Here is a 23,115-nt window from a genome sequence, read left to right on the forward strand (position 1 = left end):
TAAGATCCGCCGATGATCAGAACACAACGGCTGGCGGCCGGGGTCTGCGCCCTGCTCGCCGCGCTCACGGCCGGGATAGCGTTCCCGGCCGGGGCGGTCGCCGACGAGACCACCGCCACCGCTCCGAAAGTCGATCTCGTGATCGACGTCAGCGGTTCGATGCGGGCGAAGGACATCGACGGCCAGTCGCGCATGGCCGCCGCGAAGCAGGCCTTCAACGAGGTGCTGGACGCGACGCCGGAGGAGGTCCAGCTCGGCATCCGCACCCTCGGCGCCAACTACCCGGGCGACGACCGCAAGACGGGCTGCAAGGACACCGCCCAGCTCTACCCGGTCGGCCCGCTGGACCGCACCGAGGCAAAGACAGCGGTGGCGACCCTCACGCCCACCGGCTGGACGCCGATCGGCCCCGCGCTGCTGAAGGCGGCCGACGACCTGGACGGCGGCGAGGGCTCCAAGCGCATCGTGCTGATCAGCGACGGCGAGGACACCTGCGCGCCGCTCGACCCGTGCGAGGTGGCCCGGGAGATCGCCGCCAAGGGCATCGGCCTGACCATCGACACGCTCGGCCTGGTCCCGAACACCAAGATGCGCCAGCAGCTCAGCTGCATCGCCGAGGCCACCGGTGGCACCTTCACCTCGGTCGAGCACACCGACGAACTCGCCGACAAGGTCAACCAGTTGGTGGACCGGGCGGCCGATCCGGTGGTGACGCCGGTCGCGACGACGGGCGCGGACCAGTGCGCGAAGGCGCCGACGCTGCGGTCCGGCCTGTACACCGACCGCGAGGAGTTCGGGAAGCAGCGCTGGTACCGCGTAAAGGTCCCGCACGGCTGGGAACTGCGCGCCTCGGTGAGCGTCGCGGCCGACCGCGCGGTGGATCCGTCGTACGGGCTGCTGCTGCGGGCGGTGACCGAGCGCGGCCGGGAGATCGTTCGCGGCGAGGCGGCGGGCGACGGCCGTACCGACGTGATCTCGACGGGCCTGCGCTACCCCAAGGCCGAGGACGAGGACGTGGAGGGCGAGGTCGCGCCCGAGACCGTGTGCCTCCAGGTCACGCACTCCTTCTCGGCGGCCGACGGCGTGAAGACCACCCCCGGTCTCCCGCTCGAACTGACCATCGACGTGGTGCACGGGCCGGACGCGTCGAGCGACGTGGCCTCCTTCGGCCTCGGGCGCGGCTGGTGGCTGCTGGGCGCGCTGATCCTCACCGGCTTCCTCGCCGGTCTCGTCTGGGGCTGGCTGTCACGCTGGCGGGTCGCGGTCTGGAGGACCAACTGATGGGGATCACACGTGTGTTGAGCGCCGCCCTGCTGACGCTGGGGCTGGCGGCGGGACCGGCGGTCGCCGACTCCTCACCGTCGCCGAGCGCCTCGGAGGACGGCGGCGCGCCGACCGAGGCGGGCACCGCCTTCCGTACGGCGACCGAGATCGAGCAGGGGCAGACGGCCACCGCGAGCGCCTCCACGGGCGACTACCTGTACTGGTCGTTCCCCGCGGACGCCGGACAGCGCCCCACCGTCAAGGCGACGGTGAAGCTGCCGGACACGCACGCCGCCGAGACCTGGCAGATCGACGTGTACGACGGTCTGCGGCGCCGCCAGGCCTGCCAGTCCGGGGCACAGACGCGCACCGCCGCGGCGGATCGGTCCTCCGTGGAGCTGGTCTGCGTCCTGCGTACCGTCCGCGCCTGGTCGGAGCCGTGGGCCAATGACCCTCTGCCGGGCACGTACTACCTCCGGTTGACGGCCGTGGACGTCCCCACCTCCGACCTCGGACTGCCGGTCGACGCCGAGGTCCGCGTCGACTCCAAGGACATCGGCGGGGCGGCGGCGGTGGACGGGGCGCTGGCCCAGCCGCTGGTGCCGGGGGCCGGTGCCATCGCCCAGGGCGACGAGGAGGAGTCGACCAAGGAGGCCCTGCTCGCCGGCCTCCAACCCAGCGGCGGCTGGGCGTCGGGCTGGTGGTCCGACCGGTGGGTGTGGACGGCGATCGGCGGCGCGCTGGCCGCGCTCGCGGGGGTCGGCGGGTATGCGCTGACACGCGGGGCGGGACGGCCGTCGCGGGTGCCGCCGGGCGCCTGACGGGAAGCCGGAAGGGCCCGCTGTCCGCCCTGGACAGCGGGCCCTTCCGCTGAGGTCAGCCTTCCCGCAGCGCCTTGGCGAGGGTTCCGTCCCCGGTGACCTCGATACGGCCGTCCCGGACGGCGTCGGCCACCCTCAACTCCCCTCGCGCGACCGCCTCGCACGTCCCGGAGTCCAGCACCAGCCGCGCGTCGGGCTCCCTGGGAGCGGGGCCGTCGCCGTGGACCGGCCCGTCCTCGGCACCGACGTACAGGTGGAAGTCCCCTTCCTCCAACCGGACTTCGACAAGCCCCTCCCCGTCCAGCGACCGGAGCAACGGCAGCGCGAACCAGTGCGCCCGCACCGCGTCGGTAGGCCGCCGCTCCCCGAGCTCGGCCTGCCCCCACTCCCCCAGCGCCTGCAGCACGGGCAGCAACTCCCGCCCCCGTGGGGTGAGTTCGTAGACGTATGCCGCGCCGGGCGGGGGCAGCCGGCGCCTGGTGCCGATCCCGTCCCGCTCCATGTCCTTCAGCCGTGAGGCCAGTACGTCCGTGCTGACGCCCGGCAGATCGGCGTGCAGGTCGGTGTAGCGCCGCGGGCCGGCCAGCAGCTCCCGGACGATCAGCAGGGTCCAGCGGTCGCCGACGAGGTCGAGCGCCCGGGCGGCGGAACAGTACTGGTCGTAGCTTCGGCGAGGTGACATGCGACGCAGTCTAGACATGTTGTTGGACTTTCCAAGCTCGAACTTGGTAAAACCAAGCAACACACGAAACCGGAGGGGCGAGCGCGCATGGAGTTCCGGCAGTCGAGCAAGCTGAGCGAGGTCTGTTACGAGATCCGCGGCCCGGTGATCGAGCACGCGAACGCGCTGGAGGAGGCGGGGCACAGCGTGCTGCGCCTGAACACCGGCAACCCCGCGCTCTTCGGCTTCGAGGCGCCGGAGGAGATCATCCAGGACATGATCCGGATGCTCCCCCAGGCGCACGGCTACACCGACTCGCGCGGCATCCTCTCCGCCCGCCGGGCCGTGGCCCAGCGCTACCAGACGCTGGGCCTGGAGGTGGGCGTCGACGACGTCTTCCTCGGCAACGGCGTGTCCGAGCTGGTCTCCATGGCCGTACAGGCCTTGATCGAGGACGGCGACGAAATCCTCATCCCGGCCCCCGACTTCCCCCTCTGGACGGCCGTCACGACCCTCGCCGGCGGCAAGGCGGTCCACTACCTCTGCGACGAGCAGGCCGACTGGTACCCGGACCTGGACGACATGGCGTCAAAGATCACGGACCGCACCAGGGCCGTGGTCATCATCAACCCGAACAACCCGACGGGCGCGGTCTATCCGAAGGAGATCCTTGAAGGCATCCTCGACCTCGCCCGCCGCCACGGCCTGATGGTGTTCGCCGACGAGATCTACGACCAGATCCTGTACGACGACGCCGTGCACCACTCGGTCGCGGCCCTCGCCCCCGACCTGGTGGTCCTCACCTTCTGCGGCCTGTCGAAGACCTACCGGGTGGCGGGCTTCCGCTCCGGCTGGCTCGTCGTCACCGGCCCGAAGCAGCACGCGAAGGACTACCTGGAGGGCCTGACGATGCTGGCCTCCATGCGCCTGTGCGCCAACGCTCCCGCGCAGTACGCCATCCAGGCCGCGCTCGGGGGCCGCCAGTCCATCCGCGAGCTGACCGTGCCGGGCGGGCGGCTGTACGAACAGCGCAACGTGGCCTGGGAGAAGCTCAACGAGATTCCGGGGGTGTCGTGTGTGAAGCCGAAAGGCTCGCTGTACGCGTTCCCGCGCCTCGACCCCAAGGTGTACAGGATCCACGACGACGAGCAGTTCGTCCTGGACCTGCTGCTGAGGGAGAAGATCCAGGTGGTGCAGGGGACGGGCTTCAACTGGCCGACCCCTGATCACTTCCGGATCCTGACCCTGCCGTACGCGGACGACCTGGAGGCGGCGATCGGGCGGATCGGGCGGTTCCTGAGCGGGTACCGGCAGAACTGAGCCGGTCGGGAGAGCTCAGCGGGTACCGGCAGATGTTGCCGCGCCCCCGTGGGCAGGCGCCCCGCCGTGGGTAGAACCCGTGCATGAGCGCCCGCCCCCTGCTGCTCCTCGACGTGGACGGCCCCCTCAACCCGTTCCGCGCCCCGTTCCTGCGTCATCGCGGCTACGTGACCCGGCGGCTGCATCCGGCCAACTGGTCGGCCCGGCAGCAGCCGGGGTCCCGGCGGCTGCGCCGGGGACTGCGGGTGCGGTTGCATCCGGGGCACGGGGCGCGGCTGCTGGCTCTGCCGTATGAGTTGGCGTGGGCCACCACGTGGCAGCACCAGGCCAACGAGATGATCGCGCCGGTGGTCGGGCTGCCCGGTGATCTGCCGGTCATCGAGTGGCCCGAGCTCTTCGGGCGGGATCCCGACGGGCTGTACTGGAAGACGCGGCACGTGCTGGCGTGGGCGACGGGGCGGCCCTTCGTCTGGGTCGACGACATGGTCACCGACCTCGACGTACGGCATGTGGCGGCCCACCACGACTCGGCCGCGCTGCTGCTGCCGGTCGACGCGCGCAAGGGGCTGCGGGAGGGTGACTTCGCGGAGTTGGAGCGCTGGGCTCTTAGCCTGTGACGCATGGGTGATCTCCTTCTCGTCCGGCACGGCGAGACCGAGTGGTCGCGGTCCGGGCGGCACACCGGCCGCACCGACGTTCCGCTGACCGAGCACGGGCGGGAAGAGGCGCGGCGGCTGGTGCCGTTGGTCCGATCGCATCGGATCGGGGCCGCGTTCGTCAGCCCGGCGCGGCGGGCACGGGAGACGGCGGAGCTGATCGGGGTGCGCGACGCTCGCGTCGACGTGGACCTGCGGGAGTGGGACTACGGCGGGTACGAGGGCGTCACCACGGTGGAGATCCAGCGGGAGCGGCCCGGCTGGTTCCTGTTCACGGACGGGGTCGCGCCCGGGCCGCCGGCTCACCCCGGGGAGAGCCCGGAGCAGGTCGGTGAGCGTGCCGACCGGGTGCTCGCCAGGGTGGACGCCGCCCTCGCGCACACGGAGGGCGCCGTCCTGCTGATCGCCCACGGGCACTTCCTGCGCGTGCTCACCGCCCGCCGCCTCGGGCTGGCACCGCAAGCCGGGGCCCTCTTCCAGCTGGGCACGGGCACGCTGTGCCGGCTCGGCACCGAGCACGGGCGGCCGGTGATCGCGGGGTGGAATGTCAGACCCCCGGCGTAGCCTGCGAAGCGGGTGAGTCCCCACGCAGGAAGGAACACGCCGTGACCCGACCGCCGACCGCCGCGCAACGGCGTGTCATCGACGCCGCCGATCCCGTGACCGGGCGCCTGAGGGGTACGGAGGCGCAGCTCGCCGCGCTGGTCAAGCGAGGGCTCGCCTTCCGGCACCCGCGGCCGCCGCACGATCACTTTCTGACGCCTGCGGGACATCGCATACGGGAGGCGCAGACGACTGCGCCCGAGGAACCGGCTGCGGCTCCCGCGGCCGGCGGTGTCTTCGCCGCGCGCATCGGCGGTGAGCAGGACGCGCCGAAGGAGGGGCCTGCCCGAGTGCGTGAGGTGCACAGCGCCTGGCAAGGGCTGCTGGAGCTGCGCCGGATGACCAACCGGGACGGGGCCGTTGACCGGCCGTGCGACTGGGAGCGTACGCATCTGGTGCGGGCCGCCGCCCTCGCCCTGGAGGCGGCCGGGCACCGTCCGGCCGGACCGGAGCCGGACGCCCCGGGATACCGGGTGCGGGCGACGCCGCAGCCGGAGGCGGTCGCAGTTCACGAGCCGGACCTCGACGCGCTGCACGCCTGCGGGGCGACCTTGGAGAAGGCCGGCTGGCAGGTCGGCGAGCACACCGAGCCTCGGACGAGAGCGCGCTATCTGCTGGCTTCCCCGCGACGGATGTAGGGGGCACGTGTCAGGATCGGGGGGTCCAGGCAGCATGGCACGCGAAGGGGAAGTCGTGACCGAGCCGTTTTCCGTTCCGGTGACCGTCCGTGGGTACGAGACGGACGTCCAGGGACACCTCAACCAGGCCGTGTACCTCAACTACGCGGAGCACGCCCGCTGGTCGCTGCTGCAGGCCGCCGGGATCAGCCAGGCCGGCCTGATCGGCAAGGGTGTGGGCCCGGTCGCCCTGGAGACGACCATCCGCTATCTGCGGGAGCTGCTCGCGGGCGACGAGGTCGAGGTGACGTGTGCCTTCGACTGGGGCGGCGGCAAGACGTTCCGCATCGAGCAGACGATCCGCAAGACGGACGGCACGGTGGCGGCGGAGGTCACGGCGGTCGGCGGGCTGCTCAACCTCAAGGAGCGCAAACTGGTCGCCCATCCGCAGGAGTACTTCAAGGAACTCGCCTCGGCCCCCGCGCTGTTCGGCCTGTAGGTCACACCAGCTCCGGTGCGTGCTCCTCGTCGTAGGCCGCGCGCGACTCGGCGATGTAGACCCTGTTGCGCTCGGCCCAGTCGGTCAGGCGCTGCAGGGTCTCGTGCAACTCCCGGGCCACCGGGGTGAGTTCGTACTCCACCTTCGGCGGCACCGTCGGATGGACCGTGCGGGTGACGAGGCCGTCGCGCTCCAGGTTGCGCAGGGTGAGGGTGAGCATCCGGCGGCTGATGCCCTCGATGCTGCGCTCCAACTCGGTGAAGCGGATGGGGCCGTGGGCGGCCGCGACCAGGATCTGGACGCTCCATTTGCCGGAGACCCTGTCAAGAACCTCGCGGACGGGGCACGCGTGCGCGTTCATTGCCTGGACGGTAACACCGGTGTTCCTCTGGGACATTGAACTGCCTCCTTATGCCGACCCCCATGGTCACCCACGATGTTCTCCGTTACAAGTCGTGCACCATTGGAGAACCCGGAGGCAGCGCCGCCATGACGGCCATCGTCGAGTCCCCGACGCGGACACCGCACCGAACGCAGCGAACGTACTCCCGCTGGGCGGCCCTCGTCGTCCTGTGTGCGGGAACACTGATGACGATCCTGGACGGCAACATCGTCACGGTCGCCATGCCCGCCATCCAGAGCGACCTCGGCTTCTCGGGGCCGGGCCTGGCCTGGGTCGTCAACGCGTACCTGATCCCCTTCGGCGGGCTGTTGTTGCTGGTGGGCCGCCTCGGCGATCTGGTCGGCCGCAAGCGGATGTTCACGGCGGGGCTCGCCGTCTTCACCGCGGCCTCCGTGTTGTGCGGGGTGGCCACCGAGCAGGGCGTGCTGATCGCGGCCCGTGCCCTGCAGGGCGTGGGCGGGGCGATGACCTCGGCAGTGGTGCTGGGCATGCTGGTCGCGCTGTTCCCCGAACCGCGTGAACAGGCCCGTGCCATCGCGGTGTTCAGCGCGGTCGGCGCGGCGGGCGGAGCGCTCGGCACGTTTCTCGGCGGGGCACTGACCGAGGCCCTGAACTGGCACTGGATCTTCCTGATCAACCTGCCGATCGGGATCGTGGCCCTCCTCGCGACCGTACGGGTACTGGAGCCGGACCGCGGCGCCGGGCTCGGCAGGGGTGCCGACTACCCGGGCGCGGCGCTGGTCACCGGCGCGCTGATGCTCACGGTGTACGTCATCGTCGGCGCCGGGGACCGCGACCTGACGGCCACCCTGCTCCTGGCCGTCCTGTCCCTCGCCCTGTTCGTGGCGTTCACGGTCCGGCAGGCGCGGGCGACGCGTCCGCTGCTGCGGTTGCGGCTGTTCGGTTCCCGGCTGTTGAGCGGTGCGAACGCCGTGCAGATCCTGATGATCGCGACGATGTACGGCTTCCAGTTCATCGGCGCGCTGTACGTCCAACGCGTCCTCGGCTACGGCGAGTTGCTCACCGGCGCGGCGTTCCTGCCGGCGCCGATCGTGATCGGGGTGCTGATGCTGGGCCTGTCGGCGCGTACCGTCGGCCGGTTCGGCGCGTACCGGGTGCTGCTGGCCGGGCTGGTGCTCATCGTCGCGGGCATGGCGCTGCTGAGCCGCGCACCCGTCGACGGCTCGTACGTCACCGACGTCCTCCCGCCGCTGCTCCTGCTCGCCACCGGCTTCGCCGCCGCGATGCCCGCCCTGACCGGTCTCGCGATGTCGGGGGCGCGCGAGGAGGACGCGGGGCTGGCGTCCGGGCTGTTCAACACCACCCAGGTGGTGGGTGGTTCGCTGGGCCTGGCGGCGCTGTCCGTCCTGGCGGCGAACCACACCGACGGTCTGCTCGGCCGCGGCACGGAGCTGCTGGCGGCCACGGCCGAGGGCTACCAGCTGGCGTTCCGGGTGGCGACGGGGATCGCGGCGGGGGCGCTGGTGCTGGCGGCGGTGGTGTTGCGGGAGCGGCGGGGCTGAGAGGGCTGGCCGGGGCCGGCAGTGGCTTGGGAGAGGCGGCGGGTGATCGGTTCGCCGCCTCTCCCTACGTCTCTCAGGCCGCATCCCGCCAGATCGTCATGTTCGCGGTCACGAAGGCGGCTGGGATGTACGCGGTCGATTTCGTCTGGATCACGAGCAGCGCGATGTCCCCGGAGGAGTGCCTGATGCAGATCTCGCTGCCGTTCGCCGTCGCGGCGAGTGGGAGGCGACGGCCTTCGGGGTCGGAGAGGGCGACGCGACACGAGTCGAGGGTGGCCCCGGGCTTCGTGTACAGCAGCGCGAACTCGCTGGTGTCGCTCTCCAGCGCACAAGTCTGCCCGCACACGAGGCGGATGTCGCCCTTCCGATCCTTGCGCAGGTCTTCCGGGTTGTCGAAGCTCACCGAGGTCTTCCCGTCCAGCCAGACGAGAGGGTACGGGGTGGCTTGCGGCGACTTGGACACGGCCGGGGCAGGCCCCGATGCCCCTGTCCCGTCAACCGTTCCCGAACCCTCGGAACCGGCCCCCGACGTCGGCGCGGATGCCGAGGGCGACACCGACGACCCCGCGGACTCCTCCGCGCCGGGCGTCGTCGGAGCGCCCGCGACCCAGTCGCGGAACCTGTCCCCCGCGTCCGCGACCATCCACCCGAAGCCCGTCAGCAGCAACACAACCGCCGTCACGGCCGCGGCCGTGATCAGCGCGGTACGACGTCGCCCCGGCCGCCGTGCGTCCGGCACCACCGGCTGTGGTCGCGTGACGATCAACGGCACCGCCTGTACCCGGGTGGGTTCGGGGACCGGAGCCGGAACCGTCACCTCCGGCCCCATGACGTCCCGCCACACGGCCGGCCCCGCGCCCGCGTCGGCATCCGTCCCCAACCGCCGCCGACACCACTCGACGATCTCCGCCGGGGTGGCCCGCTCCCCGGGATCGGCGGCCATGCACCGGGCGATCAGCGGGCGGAGCGGCTCGGGCAGCCGGGACAGGTCGGGCTCTTCGTGCACGATCCGGTACAGCACCGTCGCCGCGGGGCCGTTCCCGTACAGCGGCTCGCCCAGCGCCGCGAACGCCGCCGTCTGGCCCAGCGCGAAGATGTCCGTCGCCGCCGCGACCTCACCCGCGGTCGCCTGCTCCGGCGCCATGAACTGGGGCGTGCCGACGGCGGAGCCCGTGGCGGTGTGCGAGGTGAGATCGGCGGCGAGCGAGATGCCGAAGTCGATCACGCGCGGGCCGTCGGCGGCCAGCAGCACGTTCGACGGCTTCAGGTCCCGGTGCACGATGCCCGCACCATGGATCGCCTGAAGCGCCTCGGCCACCCCCGCCACCAGCCACAGCACGGCAGGCACCGGCAGCGGTCCGCGCCGGGCCACGGCCTCCGCCAGGGACGGCCCGGGCACGTACAGCGTGGCCAGCCAGGGCGGTACGCCGTCCGCGTCGGCGTCGATCAGCTCGGCGGTGTACGCCCCGCGGACCCGCCGGGCCGCCTCCACCTCGCGGCGGAACCGGCGCCGGAAGTCCGGGTCGTCGGCCAGCTCCGGCCGCACCACCTTGATCGCCACCGGTCGGCCGCCCTGTGTGTGCGACAGGTAGACCCGGCCCATGCCACCCGCGCCGAGCCGGGCGGCAAGGCGGTAGCCGGCCACGACGGGCGGATCGTCCGCCTGCAGTGGCCGGAACACCTCGGTCGCGTTGTTCATCGGCCCGCTTCCCCCTCATCCCCTGAACCCCTGGTCAACTTTGAGTTGACCGAGGCAGAAGCCTAAGCGGAATTCGGATGCGGAAAGTCCCGGACCCCTGGGATGCTCCCGCTCCATGGCGGCACGACGCATCAAACCCAGCCTCTACATCTCCGTCGACATCGAGGCCGACGGCCCGATCCCGGGTCCGTACTCGATGCTGAGCCTCGGCGCGGCGGTCGCCGGAACCCAGGACGCCGACGGATTCACGGCGGCAGACCCGGAGCGGCACACCTTCTACCGCGAACTCCGCCCGATCAGCGCGGAGTTCGTCCCCGAGGCGCTGGCCGTGAGCGGTCTCGACCGCGAGCGCCTCGGCAAAGAGGGCCTCGACCCCGCCCTGGCGCTCGCGCAGTTCACGCGCTGGGTACGCGAGGTCTGCGGCGACGCGCAGCCGGTGATGTGCGGCTACCCGGCGTCGTACGACTGGACGTTCCTGTACTGGTACTTGATCCGCTTCACCGGGGCGAGCCCGTTCGGCCACTCCGGGTGCCTGGACATGAAGACGCTGTACGCCACCAAGGCGGGGCTGCCCCTGCGGGCCGTGGCCAAGGGCACCATGCCGCGCGAACTGCTGTCGAGGCGCCGCCACACGCACCATGCGCTGGACGACGCCGTCGAGCAGGCCGAGCTGTTCGCCAACCTCATGGAGTGGCGGGGGCCCGGGGCGTCGTCCCGGTGAGTTCTTCGCCCGCCTCCATGGGGTGGGTGACGTCCTGCGCGTCGCGGTTCCGGCCGAGGTGGTTGAAGACGAGGTTGAGCGCCACCGCCGCCACGCAGCCCGTGGAGATCCCCGAGTCCAGCACGATCCTCACCGTCTCCGGGAACGCGTGATAGAACTCCGGCGCCGTGATCGGGACGATGCCCACGGCCAGTGAGACGGCGACGATCAGCACGTTGTTGTCCTTGTCGAGGCCGGCCCGGACCAGGGTCTGGATGCCGCTCGCGGCCACCGAACCGAAGAGGACCACGCCCGCGCCGCCGAGTACCGGGCGCGGTACGACCGCGATGAGCGAGGCCGCCATCGGGCACAGGCCCATCAGCACCAGGAAGCCACCGCCCACGGCGACGACGTACCGGCTCCGGATCTTCGTCATGGCGACCAGGCCGATGTTCTGCGCGAAGGCGCTGCACATGAAGCCGTTGAAGAGGGGGCTGATCGCGGAGCCGAGGGTGTCGGCGCGCAGGCCCGCCGCGATGGTCTTCTCGTCGGCCGGGCGTTCGACGATCTCGCCCAAGGCCAGCATGTCGGCGGTCGATTCGGTCATCGAGACCACCATGACCACGCACAGCGAGATGATCGCGGCGAGCTGGAACTGCGGGGCGCCGAAGTGGAACGGGGTCGGGAAACCGATGACGTCCGCGTCCGCGACGGGCCCGAAGTCCGTGACGCCGAAGGGGATCGCGATCAGCGTGCCGACGACCAGGCCGAGGAGTACGGCGATCTGCTTGACGAAGCCCCTGGTGAAGCGGCGCAGGAGCAGGACGATCAGCAGGGTTCCGGCCGCGAGGCCCAGGTTCGTCGCCGAACCGTAGTCGTGCGCCGCGGGGTCGGGGCCCTGCGCCCAGCCGAAGGCGACCGGGAGGAGGGAGATGCCGATCAGGGTGATGACCGTACCCGTGACCACCGGTGGGAAGAAGCGGACCGCCTTGCTGAAGAAGGGGGCCGCCAGGAAGCCGAGGAGGCCGGCGACGATGACCGCGCCGAAGATGATCGGCAGGGCGTCGGACTTGTCCTCGGTGGAGGCGACGACCGCGGTCATGGGGGCGACGCCGGCGAAGGTGACGCCGTTGACGAAGGGCAGCCGGGCGCCGATCTTCCAGATGCCGAGCGTCTGGAGGAAGGTGGCGAGGCCCGCGGTGAACAGGCAGGCGCCGGTGAGGAAGGTCAGGTCGGTGGCGCTCAGGCCGATGGCCGCGCCGACGATCAGGGGCGGGGCGACGACTCCCGCGTACATGGCGGCCACGTGTTGCAGACCGGTGGTCGCCATTTTCAGGGCGGGGAGCTTCTCGTCGACGGGATGGACGGGCTGGGCGGCGGACTGGGCGGACACTGCGGCTCTCCTCCGGGCGGGTAACACGTCGGCTCTGACGTGGGTTTCAGGGAGGTGGTGCGCGGTCGTGCGGGACCGGGGACGGGCCCGTTCTGGGGGAAACGGAGACCGTTCCGGGGCGCACGCGTCCACGCGCGCCCCGGAGACGGCCGCCATGGAACCCGAGTGGGGTCCACGGCCACCGGTCGGGAGCCGTCCCTCCCGACCGGAGATCTTCGACTGGTCAGACCTGCGTCAGGCCTGCGTCAGACCTGCGTCAGGCCTGCGTCAGACCTACGTCAGGCCTGCGCCGCGATCCTCGCCAGGCGCTGTGCCTCGTCCCGCGTCGAGCGGGCGATGGCGTCCTCGTCGGCCGTGAGCAGCCGCCCGTCCTCGACGATCTGCCGGCCGTTGACGAACGACGCCGTGACCGGGGCCGCCGCGCCGAAGACCAGCGCGGTCACCGGGTCGGCGATGGAGGCGTGGGCGAGGGTGTCCAGCTTCCACAGCACCAGGTCGGCCAGCTTGCCCGGCTCCAGCGAGCCGATCTCGCGTGCGCGGCCGAGGACCTGGGCACCGCCGTACGTCCCGAGGCGCAGCGCCTGCCGGGCGTTCAGGGCGGCCTCGCGGTGGGCGCCGAGGCGGTTGATGAGGAGGGCGTTGCGCAGTTCGGTGTGCAGTTCGCCGGACTCGTTGGACGCCGTGCCGTCGACGCCGAGGCCGACCGGGACGCCGGCGGCGAGCATGTCGGGGACGCGGGCGATGCCGGCGGCGAGGCGGGCGTTGGAGGACGGGCAGTGGGCGACGCCGGTCCTCGTCCGGGCGAAGGCGGCGATGTCGGAGTCGTTCATGTGGACGCAGTGCGCCATCCACACGTCCTCGCCGAGCCAGCCGGTGGACTCGAAGTAGTCGGTCGGGCCCATGCCGAACAGCTCGTGGCAGAACTTCTCCTCCTCCACGGTCTCCGAGCCGTGGGTGTGCAGCCGTACACCGAGCCGGCGGGCCAGCTCGGCGCCGTCGCGCATGAGTTCCGTGGAGACGGAGAAGGGGGAGCAGGGGGCGACGGCGACCTGGGTCATCGCGTCGAAGGAGGCGTCGTGGTGCTGCTTGACGGTCTCCTCGGTCGCGGCCAGCGCGCCGTCGAGGGTCTCGACGGCGAAGTCCGGCGGCAGTCCGCCGTCCTTCTCGCTGCGGTCCATGGAGCCGCGGGCGAGGGTGAAGCGGACGCCCATGTCGCGGGCGGCGCCGATGATGGCGCCGGAGAGGTCGCCGGAGTCCTGCGGGAAGACGTAGTGGTGGTCCATGGCGGTGGTCACACCACCGCGGGCCATCATCGCCAGCGAGCCCTGCGCGGCCGAGCGCACCATCTGCTCGTCGATGCGTGCCCAGGTCGGGTAGAGGGCGACGAGCCAGTTGAAGAGGTTGTGGTCCGTGGCCAGGCCCCGGGTGATCCACTGGTAGAAGTGGTGGTGGGTGTTGATCAGGCCGGGGGTGACCAGGTGCCCGGTGGCGTCGATGCGGCGGACGACGTTCTCCAGGCCCTCCGGGGCCTTGCCCGCGCCGAGCGACTCGATGCGGTTGTCCGCGATGACGATATGGCCCGTGGCGTACTCGGTGTCCTTCGCGTCCACCGTCGCGATCGAACAGTTCTCGATGACGATGCGCTGGGCTGCTGCCATGGTTCGCCCCTTTTTCACGGGTGTTGTGCTGAATGAGAGAGGGCACGGCAGGACCCTGGGAGTTTTGAGTGCCGTGACCGGGAAGACGGGTTCCCCGGTCACGGGTGCCGAAAGGGGATGGATCAGAGGTTGGTGAGGTCCATGGGGATCTTCGCCTCGCAACCGTCCCGCAGGATGGTGGCCTCGATCAGGCCGTAGGGGCGGTCGGCGGCGAAGTACACCTCGTTGTCGTTCTTCAGCCCGAACGGCTCCAGGTCCACCAGGAAGTGGTGCTTGTTCGGGAGGGAGAAGCGGACCTCGTCTATCTCGCTGCGGTTGTTGATGATGCGCGAGCCCATTTGGTAGAGGGTCTGCTGCAGCGACAGCGAGTAGGTCTCGGCGAAGGCCTGGAGCATGTGCTTCTTGGTCTGCTCGTAGGACTTCTCCCAGTTGGGCATCCGCTGCTCGTCGTCGGTCCAGTTGAACCGCCAGCGAGCGGAGACCTGGGTGGCCAGGATGCGGTCGTAGGCCTCCTTCAGCGTCGTGTACTTGTCCTTGACGTAGCCCCAGAACTCGGAGTTCGTCGAGTTCATCACGACCAGGTCCTTGAGGCCGGAGACGACCTCCCACGTCTCACCGTCGTAGGTGATCTGCGTGAGCCGCGTCTCCTGGCCCTTGCGGACGAAGGAGTGCTTGACCTCGTCGGAGCCGATGAACTGCGAGTTGGCGTCGGAGGCCTCGATCCGCTCCCAGGCGTACTCCTCGATGCGGATCCGGGCCTGGTGGATCGGCTCCTGCGAGGTGACGAAGTGACGGGCGAGGTGGATGCCGAACTGCTCGGCGGACTCGATGCCGTACTCCTTGGCGAACGCGTACACCGTGTTCTTGGTGGTGTCGGTCGGCAGGACGTTGGCGTTCGAGCCGGAGTAGTGGACCTCGTCCATGTCGCCGCTCAGCGCCACGGATACGTTCAGGTCCTTGATGTGATGGGTGGCGCCGTCCCGCGTGATCTTTACGACTCGGTTCTCGGCCTTGCCGTACTGGTTCTGTCCCAGGATCGTGGGCATGTCTGCTAGCTCCCTCGGTAAACGGAGTAGCCGAACGGGTTGAGCAGCAGCGGTACGTGGTAGTGCTCCCCGGGCTTCACGGCGAAGGTGATCGCCACCTCGGGGAAGAACACGGCACCGCTGTCCCGATTCGCGGGGGCGTCCTGCTGCGCATCGGCTTGCTTCTTCTCGAAGTACGGCTCCACCGCGAAGTCGAGCCGTACGTGTGTGGTCCCCTCCGGCAGTGCCGGGAGGTCCTTGCACCGCCCGTCCGCGTCGGTCGCGGAGCCGCCGAGTGCCTGCCAGTCCGCATCCCTGCCCGAGCGGGCGGAGAGCTGGACGGCGACGTCCTCGGCGGGGCGGCCGATGCTGGTGTCCAGGATGTGCGTGGACACGGAGGCGGTGGTGCTGGTGCTCATGGTCAGGCGTCCTCTTCGGTCTTCCTCGAAGATCAGTCTTCTTCGACGAGGCGGGCGAGCCGGATACGGTTGATCTTGCCCAGCTCGGTGCGGACGATCTCCCGCTCCTGCTCCGGCGAGTTGCCGATCCGTTCCTTGACCGCGTCGCGCATCTGCTCCCCGGTCCGGCCGGTGGCGCAGATCAGGAAGACATGGCCGAACTTGTCCTGGTAGGCCAGGTTGAGTTCGAGCATCTCCGCCTTGAGCTCCTCGGATGCGCCGGCCAGGCCGCGCTGCTCCCGGGCCGAGGTCGGATCGCCCGGCTTGGGGCGGCCGATCGGCGGGTGCCCTGCCATCGCCTCGGCCAAGTCCTCGGCGGTCAGCTCGGCCATGGCGGCGTCACTGGCGGCGTAGAGGTCGTCGGCGGTGGCGTAGGGACGGGCGGCGAGCAGCCGCTTCGCCCACGCCGTGGCGGCACACGCCTCGAGGAGGGCGGCGTGGGCCGCGTGCTCCTCCAGGGCGTTGAACCGGGCCAGGCCCGAGGGCGTGGAATTCGACGTCACGGGAGCCTCCGTGGCCGCGAAGGGCCTTCGTACTGAACGGGCGTGCCGATAGCTAACGCCCTACGACGACGAGACGTCAACACTTTGTTGAAAATTCGCGGTAACGAAACCGGCGGGGCGCCGACAGGACACCGAGGGGGCCGCTCAGGCGCCTTTCTCACGGTTCAGATAGTTGTAGACCGTGAAGCGACTCACTCCGAGCGCGCTCGCCACGGTCTCCACGCCATGCCGCACGGAGAAGGCGCCGCGCGCCTCGAGTATCCGCACGACCTCCTGCTTGGCCTTGCGGTCCAGGTCGGCCAGCGGCTTGCCCTTCCTGCGCTCCATGGCCGCCAGGATGTGATCCAGGGAGTCGGCCAGCTGAGGCAGGCGTACGGCGACGACGTCGGCCCCCTCCCAGGAGAGCACGACATCTTCGGGGCCGGCCTCGTCCGGCGGGAGAATCTCGCCGCCCATGGCGTCGACCAGCGGCTTCACGGCCGCGATGAAGGGCTCGTCCCCGGTACCGGTCACTCCTCGCCCTCCCCGACCACGTTGAGCTGAAGCGAGATCCGGGTGGCGCCGGCCTCCAGCGACTTGCGCAGCAGGGCGTCCAGGGCGGTGAGCACGGCGTCGGCGCCGCCCTCGGCCGTGTTGCCGAACGGGCCGACGTCCACCGCGTCGAGCTCGGCCGCCTCGATGACCTCGCGGGCCACCAGCGCGTGCGCGGGTGCCTCGTCGAGGTCGAACGGCTCGGTCGTGAACTCCACTCTCAATCGCACGCGGTCAACCTAACGCGCGGGGCCGCCTTCCGCCGAGCCCTCTTGACAAGCTTGGACGCACAACGGCAATCTTCCAGTACGCAGAAACTAACTTCCGCAATATGGAATCTCGACACGGAAGGGAGCGCCGGCGATGGGATTCGCAGAGCAGCGCTTCAACGTCAACCTGTCGATCCTCTTCACGGAACTCCCGCTCCTGGAGCGCCCCGCGGCCGCCGCCGCGGCCGGCTTCACCGCGGTCGAGCTGTGGTGGCCCTGGATCGACTCCCCCACGCCCGAGCGGTCCGAGCTCGACGCCCTGAAGAAGGCGATCGAGGACGCGGGCGTCCAGCTCACCGGGCTGAACTTCTACGCGGGTCAGCTGCCCGGCCCCGACCGCGGCGCCCTGTCGGTCCCGGGCGCGGAGTCGGAGAGGTTCCGCGCCAACATCGACGTGGCCGCCGACTTCGCCCAGTCGCTGGGCTGCCGTGCGCTCAACGCCCTGTACGGCAACCGCGTCGACGGCGTGGACCCGGCCGAGCAGGACGCGCTCGCGCTGGAGAACCTGGCCCTCGCGGCCCGGGCGGCCGACCGCATCGGCGCGATCCTTCTCGTCGAGGCGCTGAACAAGCCCGAGTCACCGCTGTACCCGCTGGTGTCCGCACCGGCCGCCGTCGGCGTCGTCGACCAGGTCAACGAGGCGACGGGACTGGGCAACGCGAAGTTCCTCATGGACCTGTACCACCTGTCCATGAACGGCGAGGACCTGCCCTCGGTGATCGAGCAGTACGCCGCGAAGACCGGCCACGTGCAGATCGCCGACAACCCTGGCCGTGGCGCGCCCGGCACGGGGGCGCTGCCGCTGGAGGACCTGTTGGGCCAGTTGCAGAAGGCGGGCTACGAGGGCTGGGCCGGCCTTGAGTACAAGCCGGGCGACAAGCCCAGCGGGGAGGCCTTCGGCTGGCTGCCGATGGAACAGCGCGCCGCCCGCTGATGGCACCGCCCCCGAGGGCTGCCGCCCCCGGACCCCCGCTTCGGCCCTTCGGGCCTCGTCCTCAAACGCCGGACGGGCTGAATGGCGCCGGCCGGCACCCATTCGTTGACGCACCACAGCAGTTCAGAGAGGTACCCCCATCATGAGCAACCTCCCCAAGATCGCCTGGATAGGCCTCGGCATCATGGGCTCCCCCATGTCCGAGAACCTGATCAAGGCGGGTTACCAGGTCACCGGCTTCACCCTGGAGCAGGACAAGCTGGACCGCCTGGCCGCCGCCGGTGGCACGGTCGCCGGTTCGATCGCCGAGGCCGTGAAGGACGCCGACGTCGTCATCACGATGGTGCCGGCCTCCCCGCAGGTCGAGGCCATCTCCTACGGCCCCGACGGCATCCTGGAGAACGCGAGGTCCGGCGCGCTGCTGATCGACATGTCCTCGATCACGCCGCAGACCTCGGTGGACCTGGCAAAGGCGGCCAAGGACAAGGGCATCCGCGTACTGGACGCCCCGGTGTCCGGCGGTGAGGCCGGTGCCATCGAGGCCGTGCTGTCGATCATGGTCGGTGGCGAGCAGGCCGACTTCGACGCCGCGAAGCCGATCCTCGATGCCCTCGGCAAGACCATCGTGCTGTGCGGTCCGCACGGCTCGGGTCAGACCGTGAAGGCGGCCAACCAGCTGATCGTCGCCGTGAACATCCAGGCGTGCGCCGAGGCCGTGGTCTTCCTGGAGAAGTCCGGCGTGGACCTGACGGCCGCGCTGGACGTCCTCAACGGCGGTCTGGCCGGCTCGACCGTACTGACGCGGAAGAAGGACAACTTCCTGAACCGGGACTTCAAGCCCGGCTTCCGCATCGACCTGCACCACAAGGACATGGGCATCGTCACGGACGCCGCCCGCAACGTCGGCGCCGCCCTTCCGGTCGGTGCCGTGGTCGCCCAGCTGGTCGCGTCCCTGCGTGCGCAGGGCGACGGCGGCCTGGACCACTCGGCCCTGCTGCGGGCCGTGGAGCGCCTCTCCGGCGCCCAGGTCTGACCAGGACTGACCAGGCCTGACCCCACCCCGAGACTTCCGGGCGGCGCCCCCGCTGACACCTGTCCTGTCGCGCCCAGGCGGGGCGCCGCCCGGAATCAACCGCTGCAAACAACTTCAACAAACTGTTGACGTTCAGATTCTCCCACTTCTAGGCTCCACCAAGCGGAAAGAGTTTTCCGCTGCCACCAGCACGGAAGTGCCACCGCACGGAAGGTCCACGATGTCGAAGCGCGTGCTCACGACCGAGGCCGGCGCCCCGGTCGCCGACAACCAGAACTCCGCCTCCGCCGGCGTCGGCGGCCCGCTCCTGCTCCAGGACCAGCACCTGCTGGAGAAGCTGGCGCGCTTCAACCGCGAGCGCATCCCGGAGCGCGTGGTGCACGCCCGGGGCTCCGGCGCGTACGGCCACTTCGAGGTGACCGACAACGTCACCGGCTTCACCCACGCCGACTTCCTCAGCGCGGTCGGCAAGCGGACCGAGGTGTTCCTGCGCTTCTCGACCGTGGCCGACAGCCTCGGCGGCGCGGACGCGGTCCGCGACCCGCGCGGCTTCGCAGTCAAGTTCTATACGGCGGAGGGCAACTACGACCTCGTCGGGAACAACACCCCGGTTTTCTTCATCAAGGACCCGATCAAGTTCCCGGACTTCATCCACTCGCAGAAGCGCGACCCGTTCACCGGCCGCCAGGAGCCGGACAACGTCTGGGACTTCTGGGCGCACGCCCCCGAGGCCACGCACCAGGTGACGTGGCTGATGGGCGACCGCGGCATCCCGGCGTCGTACCGCCACATGAACGGCTACGGCTCGCACACCTATCAGTGGACGAACGCCGAGGGCGAGGCCTTCTTCGTCAAGTACCACTTCAAGACCAACCAGGGCATCCGCTGCCTGAGCGCCGAGCAGGGCGCCGAGCTCGCGGGCAAGGACCCCAACTCGCACCAGACGGACCTGCTCCAGGCCATCGAGCGGGGCGTGCACCCGTCGTGGACCCTCTACGTCCAGCTGATGCCGGCGGCCGAGGCGGCCGACTACCGCTTCAGCCCGTTCGACCTCACCAAGGTCTGGCCGCACAAGGACTACCCGCTCCAGCGGGTGGGCCGGCTGGTCCTCGACCGCAACCCCGACAACGTCTTCGCCGAGGTCGAGCAGGCGGCGTTCTCCCCGAACAACTTCGTGCCGGGCATCGGCCCCTCCCCCGACAAGATGCTCCAGGGCCGCCTGTTCGCCTACGCGGACGCCCACCGCTACCGCCTGGGCGTCAACCACACCCAGCTCGCGGTGAACGCCCCGAAGGCGACGACCGCGCAGAACTACGGCCGCGACGGCTTCATGGCGACCAACTCCCAGGGCCGGCACGCCAAGAACTACGAGCCGAACTCCTACGACGGCCCCGTCGAGACCGGGCGTCCCCTGTCGGCCCCGCTCGCGGTGACCGGCCACACCGGCACCCACGAGGCCCCGCTCCACACCAAGGACGACGACTTCTTCCAGGCCGGCGAGCTGTACCGCCTGATGTCCGCCGAGGAGAAGTCCCGCCTGATCGCCAACATCGCCGGCGGCCTCTCCCAGGTCTCCCGCGACGACGTGATCGAGAAGAACCTGGCCCACTTCCACGCCGCCGACCCGGAGTACGGCAAGCGCGTGGAGGAGGCGGTCCGCGCCCTGCGCGAGGACTGAACCCCAAGGCGGCGTCCGTCTCCTGACAGGAGGTCAGGAGACGGACGCACCGCCCGCGCCTCATGGCCGAGCGACCCGGATGAGGGGTGGTCGCCCGGAACGGGCGCGGGCAACGCGAGGACCGCGGCGGCGTGCGAGCCAGTGCGGTGGTAAAGGTCCCGGCCTCCTTCTTCGACCTGAGGGAAGGAGTCCCGGAGCCGTCGCAACCGCCGCGGTCCCGAGCCCCCCAAGACCCCGTCCGGCGGCGCGAACGTCCTGTCGCGCCCAGCCTCGCACCGTCGGACGGCCATAACCGCATACCTCACCGGCTGAAGAGCGCCGGGTACGGACGGTCCCGTACCCGGCGCTCTTCGGCTTCTCCCGGGGTCGAGCTCCGGGGTCGAACTCCGGGGTCGGACAGGGCTAGGTAGCTTGGCCGAATGCCTTCCGTACTTGTTGTCGGTTACGACCCGCAGGCGATACCCGGCGTCGACGCGCAGGCGCTTCGTGCGGCGCTGGACAAGGAGCTGGCCCGGTTCGGCGAGCACAGCATCGACGCGGCCATGACGCTGGTCGTGTTCGACGAGTCGGCCGAGCCCACTCTCGTCGCGTCCTTGGCCGAGCGTCCGTGGGACGTGGTGGTCGTCGGCGGGGGCATCCGCAAAACGGAGCAGTTGCTGCCGCTCTTCGAGCAGATCGTGAACCTGATCCGACGCCATGCGCCCCAGGCCGCCATCGCGTTCAACACCAGTGGCGGGGACAGCGTCGAGGCGGCCCGGCGCCGCCTCTGAGGCCCTCCGGCGTACGCCACCGGGCGTATGCCGGCTACGGAACCCTCAAATCAACCTCTGAACACACGTCGGAGGGCTTCAACCGCCCCCCGTCGCGGGCACATTCTTCTCACACGGGGCCCGCCGACACGGGGGCGGCGGGCCCCGCGACGGGGGATCACCAAAGGGGCGGCCCAACCTTTCGGTTGGACCGCCCCTCGGTGCAGCGAGACGCGTCAGACCTTCAGCGTCCTGATCGACGTGGGCGCGTGCTCCGGCTCCGTCGCGATCTCCTCGAACTCCACCACGTTGCTGATGTCGTTGGTGGTCGACATGGAGATGTTGGTGACCCGCTCCAGGATCGCCTCGACCACCACCGGGACCTGGTACTCCTGCGCCAGCTTCTTGGCCTGCTCCAGGGCCGCGCCCAGTTCCGCCGGGTCGGTCACCCGGATCGCCTTGCAGCCGAGGCCCTCGGCGACCTTGACGTGGTCGACGCCGTAGACGCCCAGCTCGGGCGAGTTGATGTTCTCGAACTCCAGCTTGACCTGGAAGTCGATGTCGAACGCCCGCTGCGCCTGACGGATCAGGCCCAGGTAGGAGTTGTTGACCAGGACGTGGACGTACGGGATCTTGTGCTGCGCGCCGACCGCCAGCTCCTCGATCATGAACTGGAAGTCGTAGTCGCCGGACAGCGCGACGACCTGTGCCTCCGGGTCGGCCTTCGCCACGCCCAGCGCGGCCGGGATGGTCCAGCCGAGCGGGCCCGCCTGGCCGCAGTTGATCCAGTGCCGCGGCTTGAACACGTGCAGCATCTGGGCGCCGGCGATCTGCGAGAGGCCGATCGTGGAGACGTACCGGGTCTCCGGGCCGAAGGCCTTGTTCATCTCCTCGTAGACACGCTGCGGCTTGATCGGGACGTTGTCGAAGTGCGTACGGCGCTGGAGCGTTGCCTTCCGCTCCTGCGCGGAGGCCGCCCACGCCGAGCGGTCGGGGAGCTTGCCCGCCGCCTGCAGTTCCTTCGCCACCTCGACGAACAGCTCCAGCGCGGCCTTGGCGTCCGACGCGATGCCGTAGTCCGGGGCGAAGATCTTGCCGATCTGGGTGGGCTCGACGTCGACGTGGACGAACTTCCGCCCGGCCGTGTAGACGTCCAGCTTGCCGGTGTGGCGGTTGGCCCAGCGGTTGCCGATGCCGAGGACGAAGTCGGACTCCAGGAAGGTGGCGTTGCCGTAGCGGTGCGAGGTCTGCAGGCCGACCATGCCGGCGTTCAGCTCGTGGTCGTCGGGCAGCAGGCCCCAGCCCATCAGGGTCGGGACGACCGGGGTGCCGGTCAGCTCGGCGAACTCGACGAGGAGTTCGGCGGCGTCGGCGTTGATGACACCGCCGCCCGCGACGATCAGCGGACGCTCGGACGCGTTCAGCATCCCGATCGCCTTCTCGATCTGGGCGCGGCTCGCGGCGGGCTTGTAGACCGGGAGCGGCTCGTACGTCTCCGGGTCGAACTCGATCTCCGTCAGCTGGACGTCGATCGGCAGGTCGATCAGGACCGGGCCGGGCCGGCCGGAGCGCATCAGGTGGAAGGCCTGCTGGAAGACGCCGGGGACCTGCGCGGCCTCCAGGACGGTCACCGCCATCTTCGTGACCGGCTTGGCGATCGAGGCGATGTCGACGGCCTGGAAGTCCTCTTTGTGGATCACCGCGGTCGGTGCCTGGCCGGTGATGCACAGGATCGGGATGGAGTCGCCGATCGCGGAGTACAGGCCGGTGATCATGTCGGTGCCGGCGGGGCCGGACGTGCCGATGCAGACGCCGATGTTGCCCGCGTGCGTGCGGGTGTAGCCCTCGGCCATGTGCGAGGCGCCCTCCACATGGCGGGCAAGGGTGTGCTGGATGCCCCCGGAGGCCTTGAGCGCCGCGTAGAAGGGGTTGATCGCCGCGCCCGGCACGCCGAACGCGTTGCTGACGCCCTCGCGCTTGAGGATCTCGACTGCCGCTCGGGCAGCGGTCATACGAGCCATTGAGTACTCCTGCTTCGGCTGTCGGATTCGCACTCCCGTCGCGCCCCGCGGTGAGCAATTCCGTGACGATGACACTCCCGCGATCCGACTTATTCCGT

The 23,115-nt window shown here is 70.4% G+C and carries 24 protein-coding genes; 13 read left to right on the forward strand and 11 right to left on the reverse strand.

All coding sequences use genetic code 11. The annotated features are described in order from the left end of the window. Positions 1 to 12 precede the first annotated feature (12 nt). Together ACIREI_RS19365 and ACIREI_RS19370 are read left to right on the forward strand one after the other, a co-directional pair. Positions 13 to 1,281 carry a VWA domain-containing protein gene (locus ACIREI_RS19365; protein WP_403334178.1) on the forward strand — a complete coding sequence of 423 codons (1,269 nt, stop codon included), beginning with the start codon at positions 13 to 15 and terminating at the stop codon, positions 1,279 to 1,281. Beyond that, positions 1,281 to 2,084 carry a hypothetical protein gene (locus ACIREI_RS19370; protein ID WP_403334180.1) on the forward strand — a complete coding sequence of 268 codons (804 nt, stop codon included), beginning with the start codon at positions 1,281 to 1,283 and terminating at the stop codon, positions 2,082 to 2,084. Before ACIREI_RS19365 ends, ACIREI_RS19370 begins: the two co-directional genes overlap by 1 nt. Before the next feature lie 55 nt (positions 2,085 to 2,139). On the opposite strand, the gene ACIREI_RS19375 is transcribed toward ACIREI_RS19370, so the two are convergent. Next, on the reverse strand, positions 2,140 to 2,766 hold the full coding sequence (locus ACIREI_RS19375) for a winged helix-turn-helix transcriptional regulator (RefSeq protein WP_403334182.1): 627 nt from the start codon (positions 2,764 to 2,766) through the stop codon (positions 2,140 to 2,142). Between the two features lie 87 nt (positions 2,767 to 2,853). Here ACIREI_RS19375 and ACIREI_RS19380 point away from each other — a divergent pair, with 87 nt between their 5' ends. The 5 genes from ACIREI_RS19380 to ACIREI_RS19400 all read left to right on the forward strand — a co-directional run bounded on the left by ACIREI_RS19380 (position 2,854) and on the right by ACIREI_RS19400 (position 6,440). Beyond that, the gene (locus tag ACIREI_RS19380) at positions 2,854 to 4,065 is read left to right on the forward strand and encodes a pyridoxal phosphate-dependent aminotransferase (RefSeq protein WP_403334183.1); all 1,212 of its coding nucleotides are present in this window, start codon (positions 2,854 to 2,856) and stop codon (positions 4,063 to 4,065) included. Positions 4,066 to 4,148: 83 nt separating this feature from the next. Further along, the gene (locus tag ACIREI_RS19385; protein ID WP_403334185.1) at positions 4,149 to 4,682 is read left to right on the forward strand and encodes an HAD domain-containing protein; all 534 of its coding nucleotides are present in this window, start codon (positions 4,149 to 4,151) and stop codon (positions 4,680 to 4,682) included. Positions 4,683 to 4,685: 3 nt separating this feature from the next. Beyond that, the gene (locus ACIREI_RS19390; protein WP_403334187.1) at positions 4,686 to 5,285 is read left to right on the forward strand and encodes a histidine phosphatase family protein; all 600 of its coding nucleotides are present in this window, start codon (positions 4,686 to 4,688) and stop codon (positions 5,283 to 5,285) included. A gap of 41 nt (positions 5,286 to 5,326) precedes the next feature. Then, positions 5,327 to 5,962 (forward strand): hypothetical protein, encoded by a 636-nt coding sequence (locus ACIREI_RS19395; RefSeq protein ID WP_403334189.1) that lies wholly within the window; start codon positions 5,327 to 5,329, stop codon positions 5,960 to 5,962. A gap of 55 nt (positions 5,963 to 6,017) precedes the next feature. After that, positions 6,018 to 6,440 (forward strand): acyl-CoA thioesterase, encoded by a 423-nt coding sequence (locus ACIREI_RS19400; protein WP_403334191.1) that lies wholly within the window; start codon positions 6,018 to 6,020, stop codon positions 6,438 to 6,440. A 1-nt stretch (position 6,441) separates the two neighbouring features. Here ACIREI_RS19400 and ACIREI_RS19405 read toward each other — a convergent pair whose 3' ends face one another. Further along, entirely contained in the window at positions 6,442 to 6,837 is a 396-nt protein-coding gene (locus ACIREI_RS19405; RefSeq protein WP_403334193.1) for a winged helix-turn-helix transcriptional regulator, read from the reverse strand. A gap of 92 nt (positions 6,838 to 6,929) precedes the next feature. Here ACIREI_RS19405 and ACIREI_RS19410 point away from each other — a divergent pair, with 92 nt between their 5' ends. Further along, entirely contained in the window at positions 6,930 to 8,366 is a 1,437-nt protein-coding gene (locus ACIREI_RS19410) for an MFS transporter (protein WP_403334194.1), read from the forward strand. 73 nt (positions 8,367 to 8,439) lie between these two features. Here the strand turns inward: ACIREI_RS19410 and ACIREI_RS19415 are convergent, their stop codons facing one another. Beyond that, positions 8,440 to 10,065, reverse strand: coding sequence for a serine/threonine-protein kinase (locus ACIREI_RS19415; protein ID WP_403334196.1), 1,626 nt, complete (start codon positions 10,063 to 10,065; stop codon positions 8,440 to 8,442). A gap of 115 nt (positions 10,066 to 10,180) precedes the next feature. On the opposite strand from ACIREI_RS19415, the gene ACIREI_RS19420 reads away from it, so the two are divergent. Beyond that, positions 10,181 to 10,786: a 3'-5' exoribonuclease domain-containing protein gene (locus tag ACIREI_RS19420; RefSeq protein ID WP_403334198.1), complete on the forward strand. Its 606-nt coding sequence runs from the start codon at positions 10,181 to 10,183 to the stop codon at positions 10,784 to 10,786. Here the strand turns inward: ACIREI_RS19420 and ACIREI_RS19425 are convergent. From ACIREI_RS19425 to ACIREI_RS19455, 7 genes are all read right to left on the reverse strand, one after another. Then, a complete protein-coding gene (locus tag ACIREI_RS19425; RefSeq protein ID WP_403334363.1) occupies positions 10,749 to 12,095 on the reverse strand; it encodes a nucleobase:cation symporter-2 family protein in 1,347 nt (448 codons plus the stop codon). The two genes, ACIREI_RS19420 and ACIREI_RS19425, sit on opposite strands and share 38 nt — an antisense overlap. Before the next feature lie 341 nt (positions 12,096 to 12,436). Continuing rightward, complete coding sequence (locus ACIREI_RS19430) at positions 12,437 to 13,816, reverse strand: 8-oxoguanine deaminase (RefSeq protein WP_403334199.1); 1,380 nt, start codon at positions 13,814 to 13,816, stop codon at positions 12,437 to 12,439. Positions 13,817 to 13,938: 122 nt separating this feature from the next. Continuing rightward, the gene (pucL, locus tag ACIREI_RS19435; protein ID WP_403334200.1) at positions 13,939 to 14,862 is read right to left on the reverse strand and encodes a factor-independent urate hydroxylase; all 924 of its coding nucleotides are present in this window, start codon (positions 14,860 to 14,862) and stop codon (positions 13,939 to 13,941) included. Between the two features lie 5 nt (positions 14,863 to 14,867). Then, complete coding sequence (uraH, locus tag ACIREI_RS19440) at positions 14,868 to 15,260, reverse strand: hydroxyisourate hydrolase (RefSeq protein WP_403334202.1); 393 nt, start codon at positions 15,258 to 15,260, stop codon at positions 14,868 to 14,870. A 32-nt stretch (positions 15,261 to 15,292) separates the two neighbouring features. Beyond that, positions 15,293 to 15,802, reverse strand: a complete 510-nt coding sequence (gene uraD, locus ACIREI_RS19445; protein ID WP_403334204.1) for a 2-oxo-4-hydroxy-4-carboxy-5-ureidoimidazoline decarboxylase — start codon at positions 15,800 to 15,802, stop codon at positions 15,293 to 15,295. A 144-nt stretch (positions 15,803 to 15,946) separates the two neighbouring features. After that, a complete protein-coding gene (locus tag ACIREI_RS19450) occupies positions 15,947 to 16,315 on the reverse strand; it encodes a helix-turn-helix domain-containing protein (protein WP_128429378.1) in 369 nt (122 codons plus the stop codon). Further along, complete coding sequence (locus ACIREI_RS19455; protein ID WP_301995723.1) at positions 16,312 to 16,563, reverse strand: hypothetical protein; 252 nt, start codon at positions 16,561 to 16,563, stop codon at positions 16,312 to 16,314. Before ACIREI_RS19455 ends, ACIREI_RS19450 begins: the two co-directional genes overlap by 4 nt. Before the next feature lie 133 nt (positions 16,564 to 16,696). Between ACIREI_RS19455 and ACIREI_RS19460 the strand changes: the two genes are divergently transcribed. The 4 genes from ACIREI_RS19460 (at position 16,697) to ACIREI_RS19475 (ending at position 21,017) form a co-directional block, all read left to right on the forward strand. Continuing rightward, positions 16,697 to 17,536 (forward strand): TIM barrel protein, encoded by an 840-nt coding sequence (locus ACIREI_RS19460; RefSeq protein WP_403334207.1) that lies wholly within the window; start codon positions 16,697 to 16,699, stop codon positions 17,534 to 17,536. Between the two features lie 142 nt (positions 17,537 to 17,678). Next, positions 17,679 to 18,569, forward strand: coding sequence for a 2-hydroxy-3-oxopropionate reductase (locus tag ACIREI_RS19465; protein ID WP_403334209.1), 891 nt, complete (start codon positions 17,679 to 17,681; stop codon positions 18,567 to 18,569). A gap of 220 nt (positions 18,570 to 18,789) precedes the next feature. Then, complete coding sequence (locus tag ACIREI_RS19470) at positions 18,790 to 20,247, forward strand: catalase (protein ID WP_403334211.1); 1,458 nt, start codon at positions 18,790 to 18,792, stop codon at positions 20,245 to 20,247. Between the two features lie 419 nt (positions 20,248 to 20,666). Next, positions 20,667 to 21,017 (forward strand): hypothetical protein, encoded by a 351-nt coding sequence (locus ACIREI_RS19475; RefSeq protein ID WP_403334213.1) that lies wholly within the window; start codon positions 20,667 to 20,669, stop codon positions 21,015 to 21,017. A 215-nt stretch (positions 21,018 to 21,232) separates the two neighbouring features. Here ACIREI_RS19475 and gcl read toward each other — a convergent pair whose 3' ends face one another. Further along, positions 21,233 to 23,017 carry a glyoxylate carboligase gene (gcl, locus tag ACIREI_RS19480; RefSeq protein ID WP_403334215.1) on the reverse strand — a complete coding sequence of 595 codons (1,785 nt, stop codon included), beginning with the start codon at positions 23,015 to 23,017 and terminating at the stop codon, positions 21,233 to 21,235. Positions 23,018 to 23,115 lie beyond the last annotated feature (98 nt).

Origin of the sequence: Streptomyces sp. NPDC093591 (assembly GCF_044764885.1) — a bacterium.
In the GTDB taxonomy this organism is placed as follows: Bacteria; Actinomycetota; Actinomycetes; order Streptomycetales; family Streptomycetaceae; genus Streptomyces.

Excerpts from the sequence above, each read along its gene's own strand:
- ACIREI_RS19365 (WP_403334178.1), top strand. The coding sequence starts at position 13 with ATGATCAGAACACAACGGCTGGCGGCCGGGGTCTGCGCCCTGCTCGCC.
- ACIREI_RS19370 (WP_403334180.1), top strand. The coding sequence starts at position 1,281 with ATGGGGATCACACGTGTGTTGAGCGCCGCCCTGCTGACGCTGGGGCTG.
- ACIREI_RS19375 (WP_403334182.1), bottom strand. The coding sequence starts at position 2,766 with ATGTCACCTCGCCGAAGCTACGACCAGTACTGTTCCGCCGCCCGGGCG.
- ACIREI_RS19380 (WP_403334183.1), top strand. The coding sequence starts at position 2,854 with ATGGAGTTCCGGCAGTCGAGCAAGCTGAGCGAGGTCTGTTACGAGATC.
- ACIREI_RS19385 (WP_403334185.1), top strand. The coding sequence starts at position 4,149 with ATGAGCGCCCGCCCCCTGCTGCTCCTCGACGTGGACGGCCCCCTCAAC.
- ACIREI_RS19390 (WP_403334187.1), top strand. The coding sequence starts at position 4,686 with ATGGGTGATCTCCTTCTCGTCCGGCACGGCGAGACCGAGTGGTCGCGG.
- ACIREI_RS19405 (WP_403334193.1), bottom strand. The coding sequence starts at position 6,837 with ATGTCCCAGAGGAACACCGGTGTTACCGTCCAGGCAATGAACGCGCAC.
- ACIREI_RS19410 (WP_403334194.1), top strand. The coding sequence starts at position 6,930 with ATGACGGCCATCGTCGAGTCCCCGACGCGGACACCGCACCGAACGCAG.
- ACIREI_RS19415 (WP_403334196.1), bottom strand. The coding sequence starts at position 10,065 with ATGAACAACGCGACCGAGGTGTTCCGGCCACTGCAGGCGGACGATCCG.
- ACIREI_RS19420 (WP_403334198.1), top strand. The coding sequence starts at position 10,181 with ATGGCGGCACGACGCATCAAACCCAGCCTCTACATCTCCGTCGACATC.
- ACIREI_RS19425 (WP_403334363.1), bottom strand. The coding sequence starts at position 12,095 with ATGGCGACCACCGGTCTGCAACACGTGGCCGCCATGTACGCGGGAGTC.
- ACIREI_RS19430 (WP_403334199.1), bottom strand. The coding sequence starts at position 13,816 with ATGGCAGCAGCCCAGCGCATCGTCATCGAGAACTGTTCGATCGCGACG.
- pucL (WP_403334200.1), bottom strand. The coding sequence starts at position 14,862 with ATGCCCACGATCCTGGGACAGAACCAGTACGGCAAGGCCGAGAACCGA.
- uraH (WP_403334202.1), bottom strand. The coding sequence starts at position 15,260 with ATGAGCACCAGCACCACCGCCTCCGTGTCCACGCACATCCTGGACACC.
- ACIREI_RS19460 (WP_403334207.1), top strand. The coding sequence starts at position 16,697 with ATGGGATTCGCAGAGCAGCGCTTCAACGTCAACCTGTCGATCCTCTTC.
- ACIREI_RS19465 (WP_403334209.1), top strand. The coding sequence starts at position 17,679 with ATGAGCAACCTCCCCAAGATCGCCTGGATAGGCCTCGGCATCATGGGC.
- ACIREI_RS19470 (WP_403334211.1), top strand. The coding sequence starts at position 18,790 with ATGTCGAAGCGCGTGCTCACGACCGAGGCCGGCGCCCCGGTCGCCGAC.
- ACIREI_RS19475 (WP_403334213.1), top strand. The coding sequence starts at position 20,667 with ATGCCTTCCGTACTTGTTGTCGGTTACGACCCGCAGGCGATACCCGGC.
- gcl (WP_403334215.1), bottom strand. The coding sequence starts at position 23,017 with ATGGCTCGTATGACCGCTGCCCGAGCGGCAGTCGAGATCCTCAAGCGC.